General features: G+C 74.5%; 19 protein-coding genes and 1 riboswitch. Of the genes, 6 read left to right on the top strand and 13 right to left on the bottom strand.

Translation table 11 applies throughout. The features are described from left to right. The first annotated feature begins 112 nt into the window (after positions 1 to 112). A complete protein-coding gene (locus ABZU69_RS18105) occupies positions 113 to 2,944 on the top strand; it encodes a LuxR C-terminal-related transcriptional regulator (RefSeq protein WP_354965478.1) in 2,832 nt (943 codons plus the stop codon). A 28-nt stretch (positions 2,945 to 2,972) separates the two neighbouring features. On the opposite strand, the gene ABZU69_RS18100 is transcribed toward ABZU69_RS18105, so the two are convergent. The 5 genes from ABZU69_RS18100 to ABZU69_RS18080 form a co-directional block, all read right to left on the bottom strand. Continuing rightward, complete coding sequence (locus ABZU69_RS18100) at positions 2,973 to 3,521, bottom strand: DsbA family protein (protein WP_354965477.1); 549 nt, start codon at positions 3,519 to 3,521, stop codon at positions 2,973 to 2,975. Continuing rightward, positions 3,518 to 4,015, bottom strand: a complete 498-nt coding sequence (locus ABZU69_RS18095; protein WP_354965476.1) for a redoxin domain-containing protein — start codon at positions 4,013 to 4,015, stop codon at positions 3,518 to 3,520. Before ABZU69_RS18095 ends, ABZU69_RS18100 begins: the two co-directional genes overlap by 4 nt. Positions 4,016 to 4,080: 65 nt before the next feature. Continuing rightward, positions 4,081 to 4,767, bottom strand: coding sequence for a BON domain-containing protein (locus ABZU69_RS18090; RefSeq protein ID WP_354965475.1), 687 nt, complete (start codon positions 4,765 to 4,767; stop codon positions 4,081 to 4,083). A 301-nt stretch (positions 4,768 to 5,068) separates the two neighbouring features. Further along, positions 5,069 to 5,476 carry a hypothetical protein gene (locus ABZU69_RS18085; RefSeq protein WP_354965474.1) on the bottom strand — a complete coding sequence of 136 codons (408 nt, stop codon included), beginning with the start codon at positions 5,474 to 5,476 and terminating at the stop codon, positions 5,069 to 5,071. A gap of 135 nt (positions 5,477 to 5,611) precedes the next feature. Beyond that, positions 5,612 to 5,755, bottom strand: a complete 144-nt coding sequence (locus ABZU69_RS18080) for a hypothetical protein (protein WP_354965473.1) — start codon at positions 5,753 to 5,755, stop codon at positions 5,612 to 5,614. A gap of 390 nt (positions 5,756 to 6,145) precedes the next feature. Here ABZU69_RS18080 and ABZU69_RS18075 point away from each other — a divergent pair, with 390 nt between their 5' ends. Next, positions 6,146 to 6,508, top strand: a complete 363-nt coding sequence (locus tag ABZU69_RS18075; RefSeq protein WP_354965472.1) for an STAS domain-containing protein — start codon at positions 6,146 to 6,148, stop codon at positions 6,506 to 6,508. 24 nt (positions 6,509 to 6,532) lie between these two features. On the opposite strand, the gene ABZU69_RS18070 is transcribed toward ABZU69_RS18075, so the two are convergent. Both ABZU69_RS18070 and ABZU69_RS18065 read right to left on the bottom strand, forming a co-directional pair. Further along, positions 6,533 to 7,360: a 5'/3'-nucleotidase SurE gene (locus tag ABZU69_RS18070; RefSeq protein ID WP_354965471.1), complete on the bottom strand. Its 828-nt coding sequence runs from the start codon at positions 7,358 to 7,360 to the stop codon at positions 6,533 to 6,535. Then, positions 7,357 to 8,334, bottom strand: a complete 978-nt coding sequence (locus ABZU69_RS18065; RefSeq protein WP_354965470.1) for a PfkB family carbohydrate kinase — start codon at positions 8,332 to 8,334, stop codon at positions 7,357 to 7,359. The genes ABZU69_RS18070 and ABZU69_RS18065 overlap by 4 nt, the downstream gene beginning before the upstream one ends. 178 nt (positions 8,335 to 8,512) lie before the next feature. Here ABZU69_RS18065 and ABZU69_RS18060 point away from each other — a divergent pair, with 178 nt between their 5' ends. Beyond that, positions 8,513 to 8,980, top strand: a complete 468-nt coding sequence (locus ABZU69_RS18060; protein WP_354965469.1) for an SRPBCC family protein — start codon at positions 8,513 to 8,515, stop codon at positions 8,978 to 8,980. Between the two features lie 78 nt (positions 8,981 to 9,058). Here ABZU69_RS18060 and ABZU69_RS18055 read toward each other — a convergent pair whose 3' ends face one another. From ABZU69_RS18055 to ABZU69_RS18035, 5 genes are all read right to left on the bottom strand, one after another. Then, entirely contained in the window at positions 9,059 to 9,577 is a 519-nt protein-coding gene (locus ABZU69_RS18055; RefSeq protein ID WP_354965468.1) for a hypothetical protein, read from the bottom strand. 117 nt (positions 9,578 to 9,694) lie between these two features. Then, entirely contained in the window at positions 9,695 to 10,708 is a 1,014-nt protein-coding gene (locus tag ABZU69_RS18050) for a hypothetical protein (RefSeq protein ID WP_354965649.1), read from the bottom strand. 56 nt (positions 10,709 to 10,764) lie between these two features. Further along, positions 10,765 to 10,897, bottom strand: a riboswitch (cyclic di-AMP (ydaO/yuaA leader). A 141-nt stretch (positions 10,898 to 11,038) separates the two neighbouring features. After that, positions 11,039 to 11,956, bottom strand: coding sequence for a cation diffusion facilitator family transporter (locus tag ABZU69_RS18045; protein WP_354965467.1), 918 nt, complete (start codon positions 11,954 to 11,956; stop codon positions 11,039 to 11,041). Positions 11,957 to 12,062: 106 nt separating this feature from the next. Beyond that, on the bottom strand, positions 12,063 to 14,180 hold the full coding sequence (locus ABZU69_RS18040; protein ID WP_354965466.1) for an AAA family ATPase: 2,118 nt from the start codon (positions 14,178 to 14,180) through the stop codon (positions 12,063 to 12,065). 107 nt (positions 14,181 to 14,287) lie between these two features. Continuing rightward, complete coding sequence (locus ABZU69_RS18035; protein WP_354965465.1) at positions 14,288 to 15,232, bottom strand: alpha/beta hydrolase; 945 nt, start codon at positions 15,230 to 15,232, stop codon at positions 14,288 to 14,290. 114 nt (positions 15,233 to 15,346) lie between these two features. On the opposite strand from ABZU69_RS18035, the gene ABZU69_RS18030 reads away from it, so the two are divergent. After that, positions 15,347 to 16,036 (top strand): carbonic anhydrase, encoded by a 690-nt coding sequence (locus tag ABZU69_RS18030; RefSeq protein WP_354965464.1) that lies wholly within the window; start codon positions 15,347 to 15,349, stop codon positions 16,034 to 16,036. Positions 16,037 to 16,128: 92 nt separating this feature from the next. Here the strand turns inward: ABZU69_RS18030 and ABZU69_RS18025 are convergent, their stop codons facing one another. Continuing rightward, positions 16,129 to 16,458 carry a hypothetical protein gene (locus ABZU69_RS18025; RefSeq protein WP_074313395.1) on the bottom strand — a complete coding sequence of 110 codons (330 nt, stop codon included), beginning with the start codon at positions 16,456 to 16,458 and terminating at the stop codon, positions 16,129 to 16,131. A gap of 309 nt (positions 16,459 to 16,767) precedes the next feature. Between ABZU69_RS18025 and ABZU69_RS18020 the strand changes: the two genes are divergently transcribed. Beyond that, positions 16,768 to 17,259, top strand: coding sequence for a DUF3145 domain-containing protein (locus ABZU69_RS18020; protein ID WP_210917691.1), 492 nt, complete (start codon positions 16,768 to 16,770; stop codon positions 17,257 to 17,259). A gap of 104 nt (positions 17,260 to 17,363) precedes the next feature. Then, complete coding sequence (locus ABZU69_RS18015) at positions 17,364 to 19,088, top strand: glycoside hydrolase family 3 N-terminal domain-containing protein (protein WP_354965463.1); 1,725 nt, start codon at positions 17,364 to 17,366, stop codon at positions 19,086 to 19,088. Positions 19,089 to 19,122 lie beyond the last annotated feature (34 nt).

The raw sequence follows: 19,122 nt of genomic DNA, 5'->3' as shown, positions 1-19,122 counted from the left end.
ATCGTCGGTCGGGACCGGGTGAAGCGGGCTCGCCCCGAAGGGGTGAACGCGTCCGCGCCGGGTAACCGCTCGCCGACCGGGGGGTGGAACGCGTTCGTGGGGGTGGAGCCGGGTGCCGGAGGAGCAGGATCGCGTACGGGTCGGCACGGCACCGGGGCACCCGGCGGACCCGCCGCTGCTGGCATCCCGGCTGGCCCCGGCGGTGCCACCGGAGCCGGTGGTGGCCCGGCCCCGCCTGCTGCGTCGGCTCGACGAGGGCAGCGCGGGACCGGTCACCCTGGTCTCCGCCCCCGCCGGCTGGGGCAAGACCACCCTGCTCGCCTCCTGGGTGCGGCTGGCCGGCGGTGCCGAGGACGGCCCGGGGCCGGCGTGGGTGTCGGTGGAGGCCGGCGACGACGGCGACCGGCTCTGGGCGTACCTGGCGGCGGCGTTGCGTGCGGCGACCGGGCCGGCGGACGACGGCCCGGCGGCGCCGGTGCCCGACCGGCCGCCGCGCCCCGACCAGTTGGAGCTGCTGGCCGCCGCTCTCGCCGGCCTGGAGCGACCCGTGCTGCTGGTCCTGGACGACCTGCACCGGGTCGCCGACCCGGCGGCGCTGACCGGGCTTGAGTTCCTGCTCCGGCACGCCGAGCAGCGGCTGCATGTGGTGGTCGGGGCCCGGGCCGGGTTGCCGCTGGCCCTGCACCGGCTCCGTCTCGCCGGCGAGCTGACCGAGATCGGCCCGGACGAGCTGGCCTTCACCGACGACGAGGTGGCCGACCTGCTCACCGCGCACGGGGCGCCGCTGCCGGCCGCCGCCCTACGACGGCTGCGCGAGCGCACCGGGGGATGGCCGGCCGCGCTGCGGATCGTCGCGCTGGCGTTGCGGGGGCAGCCCGATCCGGAACGCTGGGTGCGACAGTTCGGCGGCGACCAACCGGAGATCGCCGGCTACCTGCAGGAGGAGGTGCTCGCCGCGATCGATCCGGCCGACCGGGACCTGCTGCGTCGCACCGCCCTCGCCGAGACGGTCTGCGCGGACCTGGCCGGGGCGCTGACCGGTCGCGCCGATGCCGGGAGGGCGCTGGCCGACCTGGCCGGCGCGGGCGGTCTGCTGCACCGGGAGGAGGGCCGGCCGCCGTGGTACCGCTGTGACCCTTTGCTGGCCGACCTGCTCCGGGCCGAGCTGGCCCGGTTGCCTGCCGACGAGCTGCGTGAGCTGCACGCGCGGGCGGCTGACTGGTACGCCGGAGACGGACGCCCGGTTGACGGGTTGCGGCACGCGCTGGCCGCCGGCCGGTGGGACCGGGCCGGCGACCTGTTCGTCGCGCACTGGCCGGAGTTGACCCGGTACGACGTCGACCCGGTGACCGGACCGGCTCCGCCGTCCCCGCCACCGGAGGTGGTCCGCGCCGACCCGGAGGTGGCGCTGGCCTGCGCCGCCGAGCGGGCGTACGCCGGTGATCTGCCGGCCGCCACCGGCCACCTGCGTGCCGCCGCCGGGTACGCCGACGGCCTGCCGGTGCCGCGCCGGGACCGGTTCCTGCGGCTGGCCACCGCGCTGGAGCTGACCCTGGCGCGGCTCGCCGGCGATCCGGCCGAGGTCCGGGCCGCCGCCGCCCGGCTGCTGCGGACCCGCCCGGCCGGCGCCGTGCCGACCGGGGTGCCGAGTGCCTCGCGGAGCGGGGGGTCGAACGCCGCGCCGAACCATGCGCTGGCCCCGGGTACGGGCAGCGCCGCCGAGGACGCGGACCTGCGGGCGTTCACCGGCACCGCCCTGGGGCTCGTCGAGCTGGCCGCTGGCGCGCTGCCTGACGCCCGGTTCGTCCGGGCCCGGGCGGCTGCCCGCGAGGCCGGCCGGCCGCGTACCGAGCTGGTCGGCGCCAGCCGTTCCGCACTGCTGCTCGCGATGCGTGGTGACCTGCGCGCGGCCGAACAGGCGGCCCGGGACGCGCTGGGCATGCCGCCGAGCCGGGGCTGGTCCTGCCGCCTCGACTGCGCCTACGCCCACCTCGCGTTGGCGGTGGTGGCGCTGCACCGCGACCAGCCCGAGGAGGCCGCGGCCAACCTCGCGCTCGCCGCCCCGGCGACCGGCCCGGCCGGCTCCTTCGGAGCGGACTCCGGGGGCGACTGGTCGGCGGAGCCGCCCACCGAGCCGGTGGCGGCGGCGGTGGCCGCCCTCTGCCGGGCGTACCTGCACCGCGACGCCGGTGACCCGGCCGCAGGCCAGCGGCTGCTCGTGCGGGCCCGGGAGTCGTTGACCGAACCGCCGGCCGCCGCCGAGCTGGCGAATCTGCTGCGGGCCGCCGAGGCCGAGCTGCGGGCCGAGCGGGGCGACCTGGAGACCGCCCGCGACCTGCTGGCGGGTGTCGCCGACGACCCGGCCGACCCCGCGCTCGCGGTGACGCTGGCGCGGGTGGAGCTGCGGTCCGGCGACATCGGCGCGGCCGGGCGCGCGCTGCCGGACTGGCAGGCGCCGCCGGCCGCGACGTGGCCCCTGCCGGTACGCCTGGACGCGGGCCTGCTGGGCGCGGTGCTGGCCGAGCGGGGCGGAGACGGGCGCCGGGCCGGACGGATCCTGGAGCAGGTGCTCGACCTCGCCGGCCCGCAGGGCTGCCGGCGGGTGTTCACCCGGGCCGAACCGCCGGTACGGGACCTGCTGGCGGCGCACCTGGATGCGGGTACCGCACACTTCTCGCTGGTCAGTGACCTGGTTCGGGGCGCCGAGCAGATCACGGCCCGGCCACCGGCCGAGTCGGCGGGCTCGCTCGACGAGCCGCTCACCGAGCGAGAGTTGACCATCCTGCGGTACCTGCAGAGCATCCTGTCCAACGTGGAGATCGCCGGCGAGTTGTCGCTCTCGGTCAACACGGTGAAGACCCACGTCCGCAACATCTACCGCAAGCTCGACGCGACCCGCCGGCGTGAGGCGGTCCGGCGGGCGCGCGAGCTGCGGCTGATCTGAACGGCCGGCCGCTCGCCGGCCACGAGGGTCAGGTGTTGGCCGCCGCGTCCACGGCGGTCAGCAGGTCGGGCAGGTCGTACCCGCCCTCGTGCCGGACGTCGTTGACGAAGAGCGTCGGGGTGCCGTTCACCCCGCTGCGGATCCCGCCGACGAAGTCCCGGCGCACCCGGTCGGCGTACGCCCGGCCCTCCACCTCCGCGTTCAGCTCGTCCGGTGGCAGCCCGAGCTGCTCGACGCCGAGCGAGAGGTGCACCGGGTCCAGCTGGTCCTGGTGCTCGTACAGCCAGTCGTGCATCTCCCAGAACCGGCCACGGACCGCGGCGGCCTCGGCTGTCTCGGCGGCTCGTTCGGCGTACGGGTGGATGTTGGCGATCGGGAAGTAGCGGTAGACCATCCGTACCGTGTCGGCCCGCTGCCGCAGCAGCTCGTGCAGGTTGGGGTACGCGGCGCCGCAGAACTGGCACTGGAAGTCGCCGTACTCGACGATCGTGACCGGCGCGTCGGCCGGCCCCCGGACATGGTCGTCGGTGGTCACCGGGTCCCGAAGGCGGGCGGTGACCTGGAGCGGGGTGCTCATCGGGCCATCACCGCCCGGTCGGCCGCGAGCCGGTCCAGCGCGTCGAAGATGCCGTCCGCGCCCGGGTTGACGTCCGGTGGGGAGAGGTGGCTCCAGGCCACCGTCCCGGCCGGGTTGAGCACCACCAGCGCCCGGGCCGCCTCGCCCTGCGGGGTGTACGCGCCGTACCGGCGGGCCACCTCGCCCTTGGGCTCGAAGTCGGCCAGCAGCGGGAATTCGATGCCCCGGCTCTGCGCGAACGCCCGGTGCGACCAGATGCTGTCCACCGAGATGCCGAGCAGCGCGGCGTCGTACTGGTCGAACACCGGCGCCGCCGCCTGGTAGAGCGACATCTGGTCACCGCAGACCGGGCTCCAGTCGGCGGGGTAGAAGGCGAGCACGACCGGCCGGCCGCGGAACTGCTCCGGCCCGGTCGGGCGCCCGTCCGGGGTGCTCTCCAGGGTGAAGCCGGGTGCGGGTCGCCCCGGTTGGATCAGCCCGTTCGGATCACTCATGCCCCCAGCCTGCTGCCGGGGCGGGTGAGGCCGGCTCACCCGTCCCGGGTGGTTCCGCGCTCGGCTCAGCGCAGCACCGGGGCGACCGCGATGTGGTTCTGCACCTCTCGGATCCCCGGCGCGGACCAGGCCACCCGCTCCACCTCGGCCCGCTCGGGCATCGAGTGCACCAGCCCCGCGAGCACGGCGGTGTCTCCGTGCACCCGGACGCTGATCCGCTCGGCCTCGGTGGCCCCGGCCCGGGCCAGCGCGTCGACGATCCGCTCGGCCAGGTTATGGCCGGCCGGCACGGCGGACGGGCGGACGGTGATCCCGTTGCTCACCCCGCGTACGCCGGTCAGCCTGGTGACGGCGCGCTCGGCGGCCCGGCGCTGGTACTCCCACTCGACCTCGCCGTGCAACGTCACCCAGCCGGCCGAGACCGTGACCTGGAGCTTCTCGACGGGCACGAACGCGTCCCACTCGAGCGCGTGGCTCGCCGCGGCGGCCAGGTCGGGGTCGGCGCGTTCGGCCTCGCCGGGCAGTCGCACCGTCAGGTCGTTGGCGAGTGCCCGGACCCGTGCGACCCGGTGCGCGGCCCGCTCGGCGGCCCACTTCTTCGCGTAGCTGTCCACCCGCCCGGTCAGCGTGACGACGCCCTCGGCGACGGTCACGCCGATCTCGTGCGGCTGCACTCGCGGTTCCCAGGTCAGCTCGTCGAGTACGGCGGACTGGATGTCCTGGTCGGTGCGGCTGATCGTCGCGATGGCCATCTGTCCCTCCTCCGGTGCGTGGGCGGCGGACCGGGTGACGGCCGCGGCCGAAGTCCGCCGGGGTCCGATCCTGCCGCCGTCCGGGGTGAGCCGTCCTCGCCCCGCCGGGGTGAGGCGAGGGGCCCGTCCGTCCCGTCCGGTGGCGGACGCGTGCACGAGGATCGATGGTGTGAGCGCTTCCAAAGCTCTCTCACGCGGACAGCGCGCCGGGCGGGGCGGGCGGTGGTGGTGGAGAGGGAGAAAGGCAGGGGCCCCGCTGGACCGTGGGGTCGAGCGGGGCCCGCGTACGGCCGCGGGTGGGTCAGTCGTTCAGGCCGATGGGGGAGTTGGGGCGGTCGACGTCGACGAACTCGACGTCGTCCACCGCGCGGTCGTCCCGGCTGCCGGCGGCCCGGGCAGCGGAGCCGACGGCCCAGCCGACCGCCGCGCCGACCAGCGCGGCGCCGATCAGCAGCGTCCAGGGGAGTGCCGGCTGACGGCCGGCGAGCGCGTCGAAGGCCAGCGAGGCCCGGCGCCGCGCCTCGTCGGCGGCGGAGCCGACCAGGTCGGTCGCGCCGTCGGCGAGGTCGCCGCTGTCGCGCCGGGCGGAGCGGGCGGTGCCCCGGACACTGTCTCCCGCGGAGCTGACGGCGGAGACCAGGTGCTCCCACGCCTGGTCCGCGATCCGCTCCGGCTTGCCGCGGCGGTCCAGCAGGTTGGTTCCGAACATCGTGGTTACCTCCTCGGGTGCCGAAGCCTGCGGCCACTTCGGACTTCGGCGTCTGTCAGCGCGTCACGATTCGCCTACCCCGCAGTGCCCCGCGCCGGCCAGGCGCAAACCCGGCCGACCCGGCTCGCCGGACAGTCAGCGCAGCACCACCACGGAGACGCCCCGGGCGAAGTCGTCATCGTCATCGTCGTCGTCATCGCCTCCGCCACCGAAGCCGCAGGCCAGTACGAGGGCGAGCAGGGCGCCGACGCCGGCCAGCCCGGCCAGTCTCTTGATCATTGAAGGTCCTCTCCGTCACGGTGGGTTCCCCGGCCGATGCTAGGTGGCGTCGGCAACCATCCGGGCTCGTCAGGGTCGATCGACGAGGTGCGACACGCCGGTGTCACGCGGGGCTGGCACGCATGGCGGGCCGGTTGGCGGGTGCGCCGGGCCGGGACCGCTACCCTGGTCCGGCGACGCGTCGGTTCCGACCGATCGTTGAGTGGTCAGATAACGAAAAGTACTGAGTAATCAGGAAGTGAAAAATCCGGATATGGCCGACTTGCCCGTGCCCGGATCCGCATATTGCTCATCCCGAGGGGTGGCGACCGAGGCCGTCAAAGGAATACTGTCGGTCGCGGCCCGCGTACTGATGAGGCGCCCGGGGGACGGGCGGGTGGAGGTGCTCGCGTGAGCCTGTCGATCGTGAAGTCGGTTCTGTCCGGTGGTGTCGTGGAGATCGCCCCGCGCGGCGAGATCGACGTCGACACAGCGTACGAGGTGCGCGAGGCGATCGCGGAGGTGCTGGCCAAGGGCCGCCCCCTGCGCATCGAGCTGAACATGAGGCTGGTCACCTTCATCGACTCGGTCGGCATCAGCGCGATGGTGGCCGGTTTCCAGACCGCCGAGGTGAGCGGCGTGAAGCTGGTGGTCACCGAACCGAGCCGGTTCGTGCACCGGCAGCTCTGGGTGACCGGCCTGCTCGGCCTCTTCGGCGCCCCCGAGCCGTACTTCGCCGGCACCGCCACCCCCGAGGTGCTTCCCGGCGCCTGAGCGCCGACACCCGGCCCACGCCGGTCAGGGCTGTTCGTCCAGGCCGGTCAGGTCGACGTCGGCCACCTCGGTGACCGCCCGGATGGCCGTCACGGACGCGTACCCCGCGGCCAGCAACGCCACGTCCGTGCCGGGCTGCGCGGCCTGGCCCGGCTCCTCCAGCGACGTACGCACGAAGCCGTGCCCGGATTCGGCCACCGTCATCTGCACCTGACCGAAGCTGGCCAGCGTGCCCCGGCGCACCCCGCGCAGTCGCCCGTGCGGCAGGTCCGGGGCGTTGACGTTGAGCACGCTCTCGATCGGCGCGGCGGTCAGCCGGGGGAGCAGATCCAGGGCGACCCGCGCGGCGGTGCTCCAGTTGCGCTCGGCGTCGCGTACCCGGGCGGCGGCGTGCACCGCGGCGCCACCGCTGGCGGCCGTCGCCTCGCCCGCGGAGAGCACGTCCAGCGAGACCGCGATCGCCCGGCAGCCGTTCGTGGCGGCGGTGAACGCGGCGCCGACCGTGCCGGAGTGCAGTACGGCGCGGCCGGCATTGGCACCCCGGTTGATGCCGGAGAGCACCACCGACGGCGGCGGGCCGAAAGCGCCGTGCAGCGCGATCAGCGTGATGAAGCCGGGCGAGCCGCCGACCCCGTACGCCGGCACGCCCGCCAACTCCGGCAGCGGGTGGTCGTGCACCACCACCCGCCCGTCCTGCTCCAGGGCGCTCATGGCGGCGCTGGTACCGCTCGCCTCCTCCAGCGGCGCGGCGACAACCACATCCAGGCCCCGCTGCGCCGCCGCCCAGGCCAACGCCTGAATCCCCGGCGCGGCGATCCCGTCGTCGTTGGTGACGAGCACGCGGAGCGTCATCGTTCGACCGCCCGGTCGGCCAGTTCGTCGGGGGTGGTCCGCTCCTGTTGTCGGCTGTCCGCCGGGACCAACCGGACCCGCTCCACCAGACCGGTGATCGAGTCCAACCGCCCGGTGCCCAGCCCGTGCCGGGTCACGTTGAGCGCCCCGGCGGCGGCGCCGGTCCGGATGGCGGTCCGGATGTCTCCACCGCCGGCCACCACGGCGGCCACCCCGGCGGTCATCGAGTCGCCCGCGCCGCGCGGGTCGGCCGCCTGCAACCGGGGCATCTCCACCTCGAACAGCTCACCGTCGATGAGCGCGAGCGCCGGTTCGTCGGCCCGGCTCACCACCACCGTCTCGGCGCCGGCGGCGTGCAGCTCGTATATCGCCCGGGTGAGCTCCGCGCTCTCCCCGTTGCGGGCGCGGCCGTCGCGGATCAGTTCCTCGTGGCTCACCTTCAGGAAGTACACCCCGCTGTCCAGCACCGCGCCGAGGTGATCGCCGGAGAGGTCGACCACCACCCGGCCGCCGTTGGCGCCGAGGTCGGCGGCGAAACGCCGGTACAGGTCGGCCGGGACGAGCCACGGCTCGTTGGGTCCACTGAGCACGCTCACCGACGCCCGCAGCCCCTCGCCGAGGGCCAGGTTGTACAACTCGTCGAGCTCGTGCCGGCTCAGGGGCTGCCCGGGCACATCGGCGATCTCCCGCCGGGACCCGTCCCGGCGGTCGTGCACGTACCCGCCGCTGCCGGAGTCGCGGACCACCACCTTGAGGTCCACTCCCTCGCTGACGAGCAGCGGCTCCAGCACCTGGCCGATCTCGCCGCCGAGGGCGGTGCAGAGCACCACGTCGACCCCGAGCGACATCACCATGCGGGCCTGCCAGACGCCCTGCCCGCCCGGGTGCAGGTGCAGCTCGGGCTGGTCGTTCGGCTGGTCGACGGTCACCGTCAGCTGCGGCGTGGGCGCGAAGACCATCACGTGCCCGCTCACCGGTCGTACCCGTTCATGCTCACGCCCTCCGTCGCCCGTCACGGCCGGTGGTTCCCCACCAGCCGACCGTAGTGGGAACGGGGTGTGCGTGCCGAGGCAACGGTCCGTGTCCGTCCGGGCGTTGCCAGCCCGACCGGGGTACGGGACGATCGTGCGACCAACGATGGCGGGAGACGGTGTGCTCAGGAGCGATACCTTCAGCTACACCGTCCAGGCCCGGTGCGAGCCGCGGGAGGCGGCGGCCCTGCTGAGCGATCTGACCCGGCAGGGTGAGCTGCACCCGCTGATCGTCCGGGTCCGCCGGCTGCCGCCCCGGCCCGGCGCCCGGGCCAGCTACGCGATCAGCGACCGACTGGTGGCCGGCCCGCTCCGCTTCCGGACCAGCTACCAGGCGGACGTGCTGATCAGCGAGGACGACGAGATTGTGACGGTGGCCCGCCAGTGGCCGGCCACGACGGTGCGCAACCACACCCGGCTGCGTGGCGAGCCGGACGGCCTGGTCCGGGTCGACGTCGAGATCACGCTGACCGCGCCGGCCCCGCTGTTCGGGTACGCGTTCCGCCAGGCCCGGGCGGCCCACCTGGCCCTGGCCACCCGGCTGGGCGCGGCCCTGGACCGCCCCGGCGAGACCCCGCCCGCCACCTGATCGCCCGCCCCGCGCTCGGCCGCCCGCGAAGATCGTGCTCGATCCTGGATGTAGTGGCCTGCCGCCGAGAGGAGGCCACTAGATCCTGGTTGCGGCGCGATCATGGCCGGTCCGGCCCGCGACGGTGGGCCGCGCCGCCGGCCGTCGACCCCACGGCTTGTACGTGGACAGCACCGTCGCAATGATCATGAGGCTGGTCGACACGGCCGGCGCGATCACCAGGTCGGCGCGGTCCCGGGCGGGCAGGGCGGCGCCCAGCGCGCCGGCGTGCCGCAGGTTCGGGGTGAGCAGGAACAGCACCAGCCCGACCATCACCGTGGTGAGCACGAGTTTGACCACCACCCATCGGTAGCGCAGCAGGCCCCACGGGGTGAGCAGCGCGCTGGCCACGCCGACCAGCCAGACCAGCACGCTCAACGGCGCGAACAGCACGGTGCCGACCAGCGCGGCGACCGGGTAGACGACGGCCGGGTCGGCGCCGCGTTGTGCCGCGACGCCGAGCGTGAGCAGCGTCAGGTCGGCGCCGAGCCAGCCGAGCGAGGTGACCAGGTGCAGGGTGAGCAGCGCCTTGCGGGCGGTGGGCGGGATCCGACGCATACCAGGATGCTGCCCGCCGGGCCCGGTCCGGGCGTCCGACCGTCGGCGACATCCCGGGTACGTCCGCTGACGTACCCGGGGTCCGGCGCCCCGCGAGGCGGGGCGCCGGCCGGCGGGTCAGTACACCGACAGGTGCACGTGGTTGGTGTGGTCGCTGGACGGGTCGCCGCCCGCCCCGCTGTACGACTTCCACCCGCTGCTGGGCAGCCAGATCTGCCTGTACCAGATCACGTACAGCACGGCGAGCCGGTCGGCGTTGCGGATGAAGTACGCGGCCAGGTTGTTGCCGTACGTCTTGTCACCGCCGGTGGCGTCGCCGCCGAAGCCGCCCTTCTGCGCGGCGAAGTCGCACGCCCGGCCCTTCGGGTGCTCGCCGGAGCCGCCGTTGCGGTGGCAGGAGACGTACCGGGTGAAGCCGGCCGCCTTGGCCTGGTTGAGCGCGTGCAGGGTGCGCGGGGTGATGCAGCCGGAGGCCGGGGTGGGGTCGTTGACGCTGCACGACTCCGACGGCCAGGAGCCGTCGGAGTTGCGCGGCGCGGCCGTGGCGTTGGCGGTGGAGGTGCCCCGGTTCGAGCCGCCGTCGGCGGTCGTACGGGCCTTCGTGGTGGCCACGGTCAGCGCCCGTTCGGCCTGCTCCTTGCGCTTGGCCATGACCGTGACCTGCTTGCGCTGCTCACGGATCTCGCCGTCCAGGGCGATGCGGGTGCGATTGACCTCGTCCCTGGTGGCGGTGAGGTCGCGCAGCGCCCGGTCCTCGTTGGCGGCGACCGCGTCCAGCGTGACGGCCCGGTCCATGAAGCCCTCGGGGGTGCTGCTGCTGAGCAGCGCCGACACCGTGCCGAGCCGGCCGGTGCGGTAGGCCAGTCCGGCGATCTCGTCGACCTTGCCGCTGCGCGCCGTGAGTTCGATCTCGGTGGTCTTCAGCTGGGTGGCGAGCTGCTGCTGCCGCCGCACGGAGGTGTCCAGGGCGCGTTTCGCGTCCAGGTATCCCTTGCTGGCCGCCTCCAGTTGGGCCCGCAGCGCCGGGGTGCCGCCCTCTTCGTCTCCGTCGGGTGCCGCGGCGGCCCGCTGGCCGGTCGGGGGAGCGGCCGAGGCGGCGCCGGCCGGGATCGCGACGCTGAGGGCGAACATCGCGACGATCAGGGCCGCCAGTCGGGCGGCGGGTGGTCGTGCTGGTACCACTACGCATGTCCTTCCGTCAGCCGCCGACCGGGTTAGCTGACGGGTTCGGGACGGAAGATCCCTACCGCGGACGCGGATGCACCCCAGGAACATGGTTCCCCGGTTCGCCCCGTTCGGGCGATTAGGCGGCGACCGCCACCGGCGCCGGGAGGGCGCCGCCGGGTGGAGGCCGGGACCGAGCCTACCGGTGCCGATGGGACCAGTGCAGCCGATGTGACGGACGGTGCGTGCGTCGTCACGGAAAATTCCGGCCAAGCCGAGTAAAACTCCTGAAACGCACTACCATTCGACCGAACCGCACGCCCCGGGGGCCGCGCCGGGTTCGATCTGCAACGTCGCGTGCTCGATCCGGAAGTCCTCGTGCAGGGCGGTGCGTGCCGCGGTGAGCACCACTCCGACATCCGCGCCGGGCGCCATGGTCAGGTGCGCGGAGGCCACCTCCATGCCCGAGGTGAGCGTCCAGACGTGCAGGTCGTGCACCTCGACCACGCCGGGCACCGCGGCCAGCCGGTCGTGCACGGCCGTGACCTGGAGGTGCTCCGGGGCGGCCTGCACCAGGATGCGGACCGCGGCCCGTCCCAGCCGCCAGGTGCGCGGCAGGATGAACACGCCGATGGCGACCGCGACCAATGGGTCGGCCCACCACCAGTCGGTGACCTGGATGAGCAGCGCCGCGCCGATCACGCCGAGCGAGCCGAGCAGGTCGCCGAGCACCTCCAGGTAGGCGCCCTGAAGGTTGATGCTCTCCCGGGCGCCCGCGCGGAGCAGGCCGAAGGCGGCCACGTTGGCGAGCAGGCCGAGCACGGCCACCGCGAGCATCGGACCGGCCAGCACCTCGTGCGGGTCGCCGAACCGGCGGATCGCCTCGATCACCACGTAGACCGCGACACCGGAGAGCAGGACCGCGTTGGCCAGCGCGGCGAGCACCTCGAGTCGGTAGAGCCCGAAGGTGCGTTGCGGGTCGCCGGTGGCCCGCCGGGTGGCGGTGATCGCGGCGAGCGCCATCCCGATGCCGAGCACGTCGGTGAACATGTGGCCGGCGTCGGAGAGCAGGGCCAGGGAGCCGGTGTGGAACGCGGCCACCGCCTCGACCACCATCAGGGCGGCGAGCAGCCCGAACGCTGTCCAGAGCCGCCCCCGGTGCTGGTGCGCGGCGTTGGTGACCGACCCGTGGTGGTGGTCATGACCTGCGCCCACGAGACCACCCTCCGCCGTCGATCGGGACCGGGTCAAATGTATGCTCACATCGCTATGTATGCAAGTGTACGGCAGGTCGCCGACCCGCGAGGGGCGCCGCCGCAGGTCAGCCCGTCGGGTCGATGGTGGTGAGGCGCTGGGTAGCGCGGGAGAGCGCGACGTAGAGGGTGCGTACCCCGGCGCCCGGATCCGCCCGGATCTCGCTCGGGGCGATCAGCACCACCCCGTCGTACTCCATGCCCTTGGCCTCCAGGCTGGTCACCACCTGCAGCCGCGGCGCACCGAGCGCGCCGAGCCAACCGGCGACCTCGTCGCGGCGGGGGACCGGGGTGATCACCCCGACCGTGCCCTCCACCTCGGCCAGCAGGCCGGTGGCCGCCTCCACGGTCGCGGTCTCCAGCTCGGTGGCGGGCACCACCAGCTCGACCGGATCGACCCCGGTGGAGCGGACGGCGGTCGGCAGCGGCAGGTCGGGATAGATCCGGCGGATCTCCGCCGCCGCCACCGCGAAGATCTCCGCCGAGTTGCGGTAGTTGGTGGTCAGCGTGAAGTCGTGCCGCTTGCGTCGGCCCAGCGCCTGGTCCCGGGCCCGGTTCAGCTCCTCCGGGTCACCGGTCCACGCGGTCTGCGCCGGGTCACCCACCACCGTCCAGGAGGCCAGTCGGCCGCGCCGACCGACCATGCGCCACTGCATCGGCGAGACGTCCTGCGCCTCGTCCACCACCACGTGCGCGTACTCCCGGTAGTCCGCCGGCCGCTCCCGGGCCGCCGCCCGCGCGGCCCGCTGCCGGTCGCCGAAGCTGCTCAGCTCGCGGACCCCGCCCGCGAGCTGGAACGGGTCACGTCGGGCGCGGGCCGGCTGCGCCGGCTTGCCGAGCAGCGCGTCCAGCTCGTCCAGCAGCGCCACGTCGGCGATGGTCAACCCGGCGGCGTCCAGATTCTGGTACGCCGCGCTGAGCAGCCGGATCTCGGCGGTGGAGAGGATCCCACCCGCGTACCGGCGCAGGCGATCCGGTCGGGCCAGCCAGCCGAGCACGTGCCGGGGGTGCAGCCGTGGCCACCACGCCTTGAGAAACTCCCGGAACTCCGACCGCTCGGCGATCTCGTCCTCGAAGGCCCGCTGCTCCGGCAGCCGGCCGATGCCCAACCGGCGAGCCTGTGCCCACAGCGCGGCGAAGACACCGTCGAAGCCGGCCCGACGGACCTCGTTGCGCCGGGCACCCCGGTTCAGCACGCGGTCCCGGATCCCGTCCAGTTCGGCCCGGTCCAGCCGCAGCAGCGTGCCGCGGTAGAGCAGCCGCAGCTCGCCCGGGCCGCCCGGCACCGCGTCCCGCACCGCGCGTTCCAGCACCCGGCGCATCCGCAGCGAACCCTTCACCGCCGCCACCTCGGGTGAGTCGGTGCGGGTGGCGGTCATCCCCGGGAATAGGGTGCCCAGCGAGTGCAGGGTCGCGGTGTCCTCGCCGAGCGAGGGCAGCACCGAGGCGATGTACTCCACGAAGACCGAGGACGGGCCGACCACCAGGATGCCGCCGCCCGCGTACCGGCTGCGGTCGGAGTACAGCAGATAGGCGGCCCGGTGCAGGGCGACCGCGGTCTTGCCGGTGCCCGGGCCGCCGGCGACGATCGTCACCCCGGAGCCGGGCGAGCGGATCGCCTCGTCCTGCTCCCGCTGGATGGTCGCCACGATGTCGCGCATGCCCCGGCCGGTGGCCCGGGACAGGGTCGCCAGCAGCGCGCCGTCGCCGACCACCGTCATCCCCTCGGGAGCGGCGGTCGGGTCCAGTAGGTCGTCCTCGATCCGGGTGACCCGCTCGCTGCGGGACTGGATGGTGCGCCGGCGCACCACGCCCTGCGGCTGGGCCGGGGTGGCCTGGTAGAAGGCGGCGGCGGCCGGTGCCCGCCAGTCGACGACCAGCGTCGTCGCGTCCTCGTCGCGGATGCCGAGCCGACCGACGTGCAGCACCTGCCGGTCCCGCAGGTCCAGACGGCCGAAGACCAGCCCCTCGTGCTCGGCGTCGAGGGTGTGCCGCCGCTGCGCGGCGTGGAAGACCATCGCGTCGCGCTCGACGAGCGCGCCGAAGGTGCCCACCCGGGCCATCCGGTAGCCGTCCCGCTCGGCGCGGACCGCCGACCGCCGCAGTTCGGCGAGTCGGGCGTACACCCGGTCGAGGTGCCGTTGCTCGACGGCGATCTCCTGCTCCAGGGCGGTCTGGTCGGTCAACGCACGCTCCTTCGATGTCGCCGGCAAGCGGCGCGAACCGCGCGGGCCAACCGCAGAAGGGTACGGCCCTGGGCCCGGCCTCCCGCGCCCGAGGTGCGGGAACGTGGTCAGACACCCGTCCCGGCGGGGGTCGTGCCGCTCGCGCGGGGCGCCGGCTCGGCGAGCACCCGGCTCAGGACGCCCGTCAGCGCGGCGTTCACCTCGTGCGGGCGTTCCATCATCAGCATGTGCCCGGCCCCCGGGCAGACGGTCAGGTCGGTGGCCGGCAGTACCGCGGCGATCGACTCGGCGCACGGCGGCGGGGTCAGCCGGTCCCGGTCGCCGACCAGCGCGGCCGCCGGCAGGTGGGCCAGCGCGGCGAGGGTGTCCAGCCGGTGCTGGGCGCCGATCGAGGCGCGGAACCCGCCGATCGAGCGCAGCGAGGCGCGGGCCACCGCCGAGGTCACCAGCCGGATGTCGGCCGGATCGCAGCGGTCGCCGAAGAGCATCCAGCGGATGCTCGGTTGCAGCGCGCGCAGCAGCGCCCGGGGTGCGCGCCACGAACCGCACCGGGCCAGCACCCCGGCGCCGGTCGTCTCGGCCAGCCGGATCAGCCGGGCGATCCGGGGCGAGAGCCCGTAGACGGTGTGCGTGTGCCCCTCGGCGGTGGTCGAGACGAAGACCAGGCCGGCGGTCCGGGCGGCGAAGTGCGCCGGGTGGCGGTGCGCGTACTCCATGATCGTCATGCCGCCCATCGAGTGCCCGACCAGGACCACCCGCCCGGTCGGCGCGACCGCGTCGAGCACCGCGAGCAGGTCGTCGCCGAGCTGGGCCAGGGTGGCAGTGGGCAGCGGCATGCAACTGGACCGGCCATGCCCCCGCGCGTCGTAGGTGACCACCCGCACCGCGTCGCCGGACGACCCGGTGAGGGCGTCGACCTGCCGGTGCCAGCTGCGCCCGTCCAGCGTCCAGCCGTGCAGCAGAACGGCGGTGACCGGGGCGTCCGTCGGCCCCGTCGCCTCGACGTGCAGGCGTACCCCGTCGGGCAGACCGACCTCGAACCGCTCCGGCATCGCCACCTCCCAGGGCCGCCCGGCACGAACCGCACCGGCATACCCGGCGGTAACACCGGCTACCCGCCATGACACCACGCCAATCACGCGCAGAGAACATTCCCGACCCCGCCCGTGGCCACCCCACAGCGGGCCAAGCTGAACGGCATGGGGTCGTCGGGGGCAACGCCCGGACCGCCGGTGGGTGGACCGTCGGCACCGGGGCGGCAGGCCGGTGGTACGCCGCGCGCCGCGCTGGCCGAGCTGCTCGCCGGTAACCGGCGGTTCGTCAGCGGCCAGCCGGTGCACGGACACGACGTCACCGCCGCCGCGGCCGCCTCGGGCGACCAGCAGCCGTACGCGGTGGTGCTCGGCTGTATCGACTCGCGGGTGCCGCTGGAGGCGATCTTCGATCAGACCTTCGGCGCGATCTGCGTGATCCGCACCGGTGGGCACGTGCTGGACCGCGCGGTGTGCGGCTCGATCGAGTACGTGGTCGGCCAGCTCGGCGTACCGCTGGTGATGGTGCTCGGCCACGAGCGGTGCGGCGCGGTGGGAGCCGCGGTGGACGCGCTGCGCGCCGGGGTGCGTCCCGCCGGGTCGCTGGCCCACCTGGTGGACGAGATCGCTCCGGCGGTGACCGAGGCGGGGCTGGACGACCCCGCGGTGCATCCGCTGGCGATCCGCCGGCACGTCCGGCGCACGGTGCGGACCCTGCGCCACGACGACCTGCTGGCCGGGCCGGTCGCCGCGGGCGGGGTGGCCGTGGTCGGCGGTCTCTACGACCTGGCCACCGGGGAGGTCGCCCTGTTGGACCCGGCCTGAGCCCCCGGCGGCCCGGCGGCCAGGTGGCGAACGCGGAACCGCCCGCCGGGAGATCCCGGCGGGCGGTTCGAGGTGTAGCGGTGGGGGAGGGCTCAGCCCTCGAAGACGCCGGCCTCGACCAGGCGCTTCTCGGTGGCGTCCCAGCCGTCGCCCGGGTGGGTCGTGTTCAGGTTGTTGATCTCCGCCCGGATCTTGGCGGCGTGGCCGGCCGCGGCCAGCACCCGGATCTCCTCGACGAAGGCCTCGGAGTCGGTGCGCAGGTGCGCGGTCTTGCCGTTGGTCAGGTTGCGCACGTAGGCGTGCTTGCCGCCGTTGAGCGGGATGAGGTACTTGAACTCGCCCAGCACGCTGAGGGCGCCACCCTGGCCAGCCTGGCCGGCCCGGACGGACGCGCGCGCGGTCTTAGAGGTGTTGCTCGCCACGGAGGTACTCCTTGCAAGACGTACGGGAGGACTGGAACGTCCGGGGGCTGTGTGCGGGCCACCACCTGGGTCGACCCACGAAGTTGTGCGCGGCACAAGCCGCCGATGGAACTGTACAGGACCACGACATCAGGCTGGTCGTCGCGGTGTCCTGAGAGGCAACGGGGACCACCCGTCCGGCTATTCCGGCCGGCGTTTTTTCCGATTCTCTGGCGCACCATCCGTCACACGAGTAATCATGTGTAGCAGCAACAACTCCGGTGGACGAGGTCGTAGGGGAAGACGCACCTCGCTCTCCGGGAGGTCACCGTGCCAACGCGTGGCGTCGTATACGTCCACTCGACCCCGCTCGCCGTGTGCTCGCACGTCGAGTGGGCGATCGCGCGCGTCCTAGCCGCGCCGGTCAACCTGCAGTGGACGGCTCAGCCCGTCGACCCCGGCGCCCGCCGGGCCGAGTGCGGGTGGACCGGTCGTCCGGGGACGGGCGCCGAGCTGGCTGCTGCCCTACGGCAGTGGCCCATGATCCGTTTCGAGGTGACCGAGGAACCGAGTCCCGGCGCCGACGGCGAACGTTTCATGTACGTGCCGGCGCGCGGCCTGTTCCGGGCCACCGTCGGTGCGGCCGGCGACATCCAGCTCGGCGAGGACCGGCTGCGGGCGTTGATGGCCGCGGCCCGGGCGCCGGAGGCGCTGGCGCACGCGCTGGACAAGGCGCTCGGCACCGCGTGGGACGATGACCTGGAGCCCTACCGGTACGCCGGCGACGGCGCCCCGGTGACGTTGCTCACCCGGGTCGGCTGACCCGGTCACCCGCCGGTCGGGCCACCTGCCCGCACGCTGGCGCGGCGGCGGCTGACCGGTGAGGTCAAGTTGCCCCGATAAGGGCGAACTGGTGGGATGGGTGGGTGCCGATTCGCCCGCGTCGCGCCAGCGTCGCCGTCGCCGCCCTGACCGCCCTGCTCGTCTCCGGCTGCTCGGGTACCGCGGACCACCCCGCGCCGACGCCCGGTCCGGCCGGCACCTCCGCCGGCCCGAGCGCCCCCACGACCATGCCGCCTGGCGACCCCGCCGCCCAGGCGGCGGCGCTGGTCGCCACCCTCTCCGACGAGGACCTGGTCGGCCAGGTGCTGATGCCGTACGCCTACGGCGACTCGGCCACGAAGGTCTCACCCGGCTCGGCCGCCGGCAACCAGGCGCTGGCCGGGGTCGACACCCCCGCCGAGATGATCGCCAAGTACCGGTTGGGCGGGCTGATCCTGGTCGGGTTCAGCGCCGACGACCCGACCAAGGGCAACCAGGAGACCACCAACGTCGACAACCCGAAGCAGGTGCACGAGCTGACCGGCGGCCTCCGCGCCGCCGCCGGTCGGCTCGCCGCCGGCTCCGCGCCCTTCCTGGTCGGCACCGACCAGGAGTACGGCGTGGTCACCCGGATCACCAACGACGTCACCGTGCTGCCCAGCGCCCTCGCCGCCGGTGCGGCCGGCGACCCGGCGCTGACCGAGGCCGCCTGGCGGGCCGCCGGCGCCGAGCTGGCCGCGATGGGGATCAACGTCGACTTCGCTCCGGTGGCCGACGTGCTGGCCACCCGCAGCACGGTGATCGGCTCCCGGTCCTACGGCTCGGACCCGAAGCGGGCCGCCGCGCAGGTCGGCGGCGCGGTCCGGGGCCTCCAGGCGGTCGGCGTCGCCGCCACCCTGAAGCACTTCCCGGGTCACGGCCACAGCGCCGACGACTCGCACCAGGACCTGCCGGTGCTCACCCAGTCCGCGGCGGCGCTGAAGAGCGGTGCCTGGCCACCGTTCACCGCCGGCATCGACGCCGGCGCGATGGCCGTGATGTCCGGTCACCTGGACGCGCGGACCATCGACCCGGGCACCCCGGCCACCTTCTCGCACAAGCTGCTCACCGACGTGCTGCGCGGCCAGCTCGGCTTCACCGGCGTGGTGATCACCGACGGCATGAACATGCCCCCGGCGAAGCGCTGGGCTCCCGGCGAGGCCGCGGTCCGGGCACTGAACGCCGGCAACGACCTGATCCTGATGACCCCGAACGTCGGCCAGGCGTACGACGGGCTGCTCGCCGCGCTGCGCGGCGGGTCGCTGACCCGGGCCCGACTGGTCGAGGCGGTCACCCGGGTGCTGACCATGAAGTTCCGGCTGGCGGCGCTCCCGACCGCCGAGATGTCCACGCTCAACGCCCCGGCGCACCGCGCGGCGGCGGACGCGCTGGCCGCCGGTGCGGTAACCGTGCTGCGCGGCGCCTGCGGCGGCGCGGTGCGCGGACCGATCACCGTCACCTCCTCCGGCGGGCGGGACGGCACCCGGTCGCTGCTCACCGAGGCGCTGACCGCGGCCGGCGTCAAGGTGGTGCCCAAGGGAGGCACGGTGGTGCACCTGGTCGGCTACGGCGACGGCGCCACCGACCTGCGCGCCGACGCGGCGGTCACGGTCGCCATGGACACCCCGTACGTGCTGGCCAAGGCGAAGTCGCCGACGCTGCTGGCCACGTACTCCTCCAGCCGGGCGTCGATGACCGCGTTGGCCGCCGTGCTGGCCGGCAAGGCCCGCCCAGGTGGCCGGTCCCCGGTGACCGTGCCCGGTCTGCCCGCGACCACCTGCGGCACCTGACCGCCGACCGCCAGCGCGGCGGCGGGCAGGTGCC

Origin of the sequence: Micromonospora sp. NPDC005206 (assembly GCF_040608175.1) — a bacterium.
Classification (GTDB): Bacteria; Actinomycetota; Actinomycetes; order Mycobacteriales; family Micromonosporaceae; genus Micromonospora.
The sequence above is the reverse complement of the archived record's forward strand: the minus strand, read 5'-3'. Positions and strand labels throughout refer to the sequence as shown.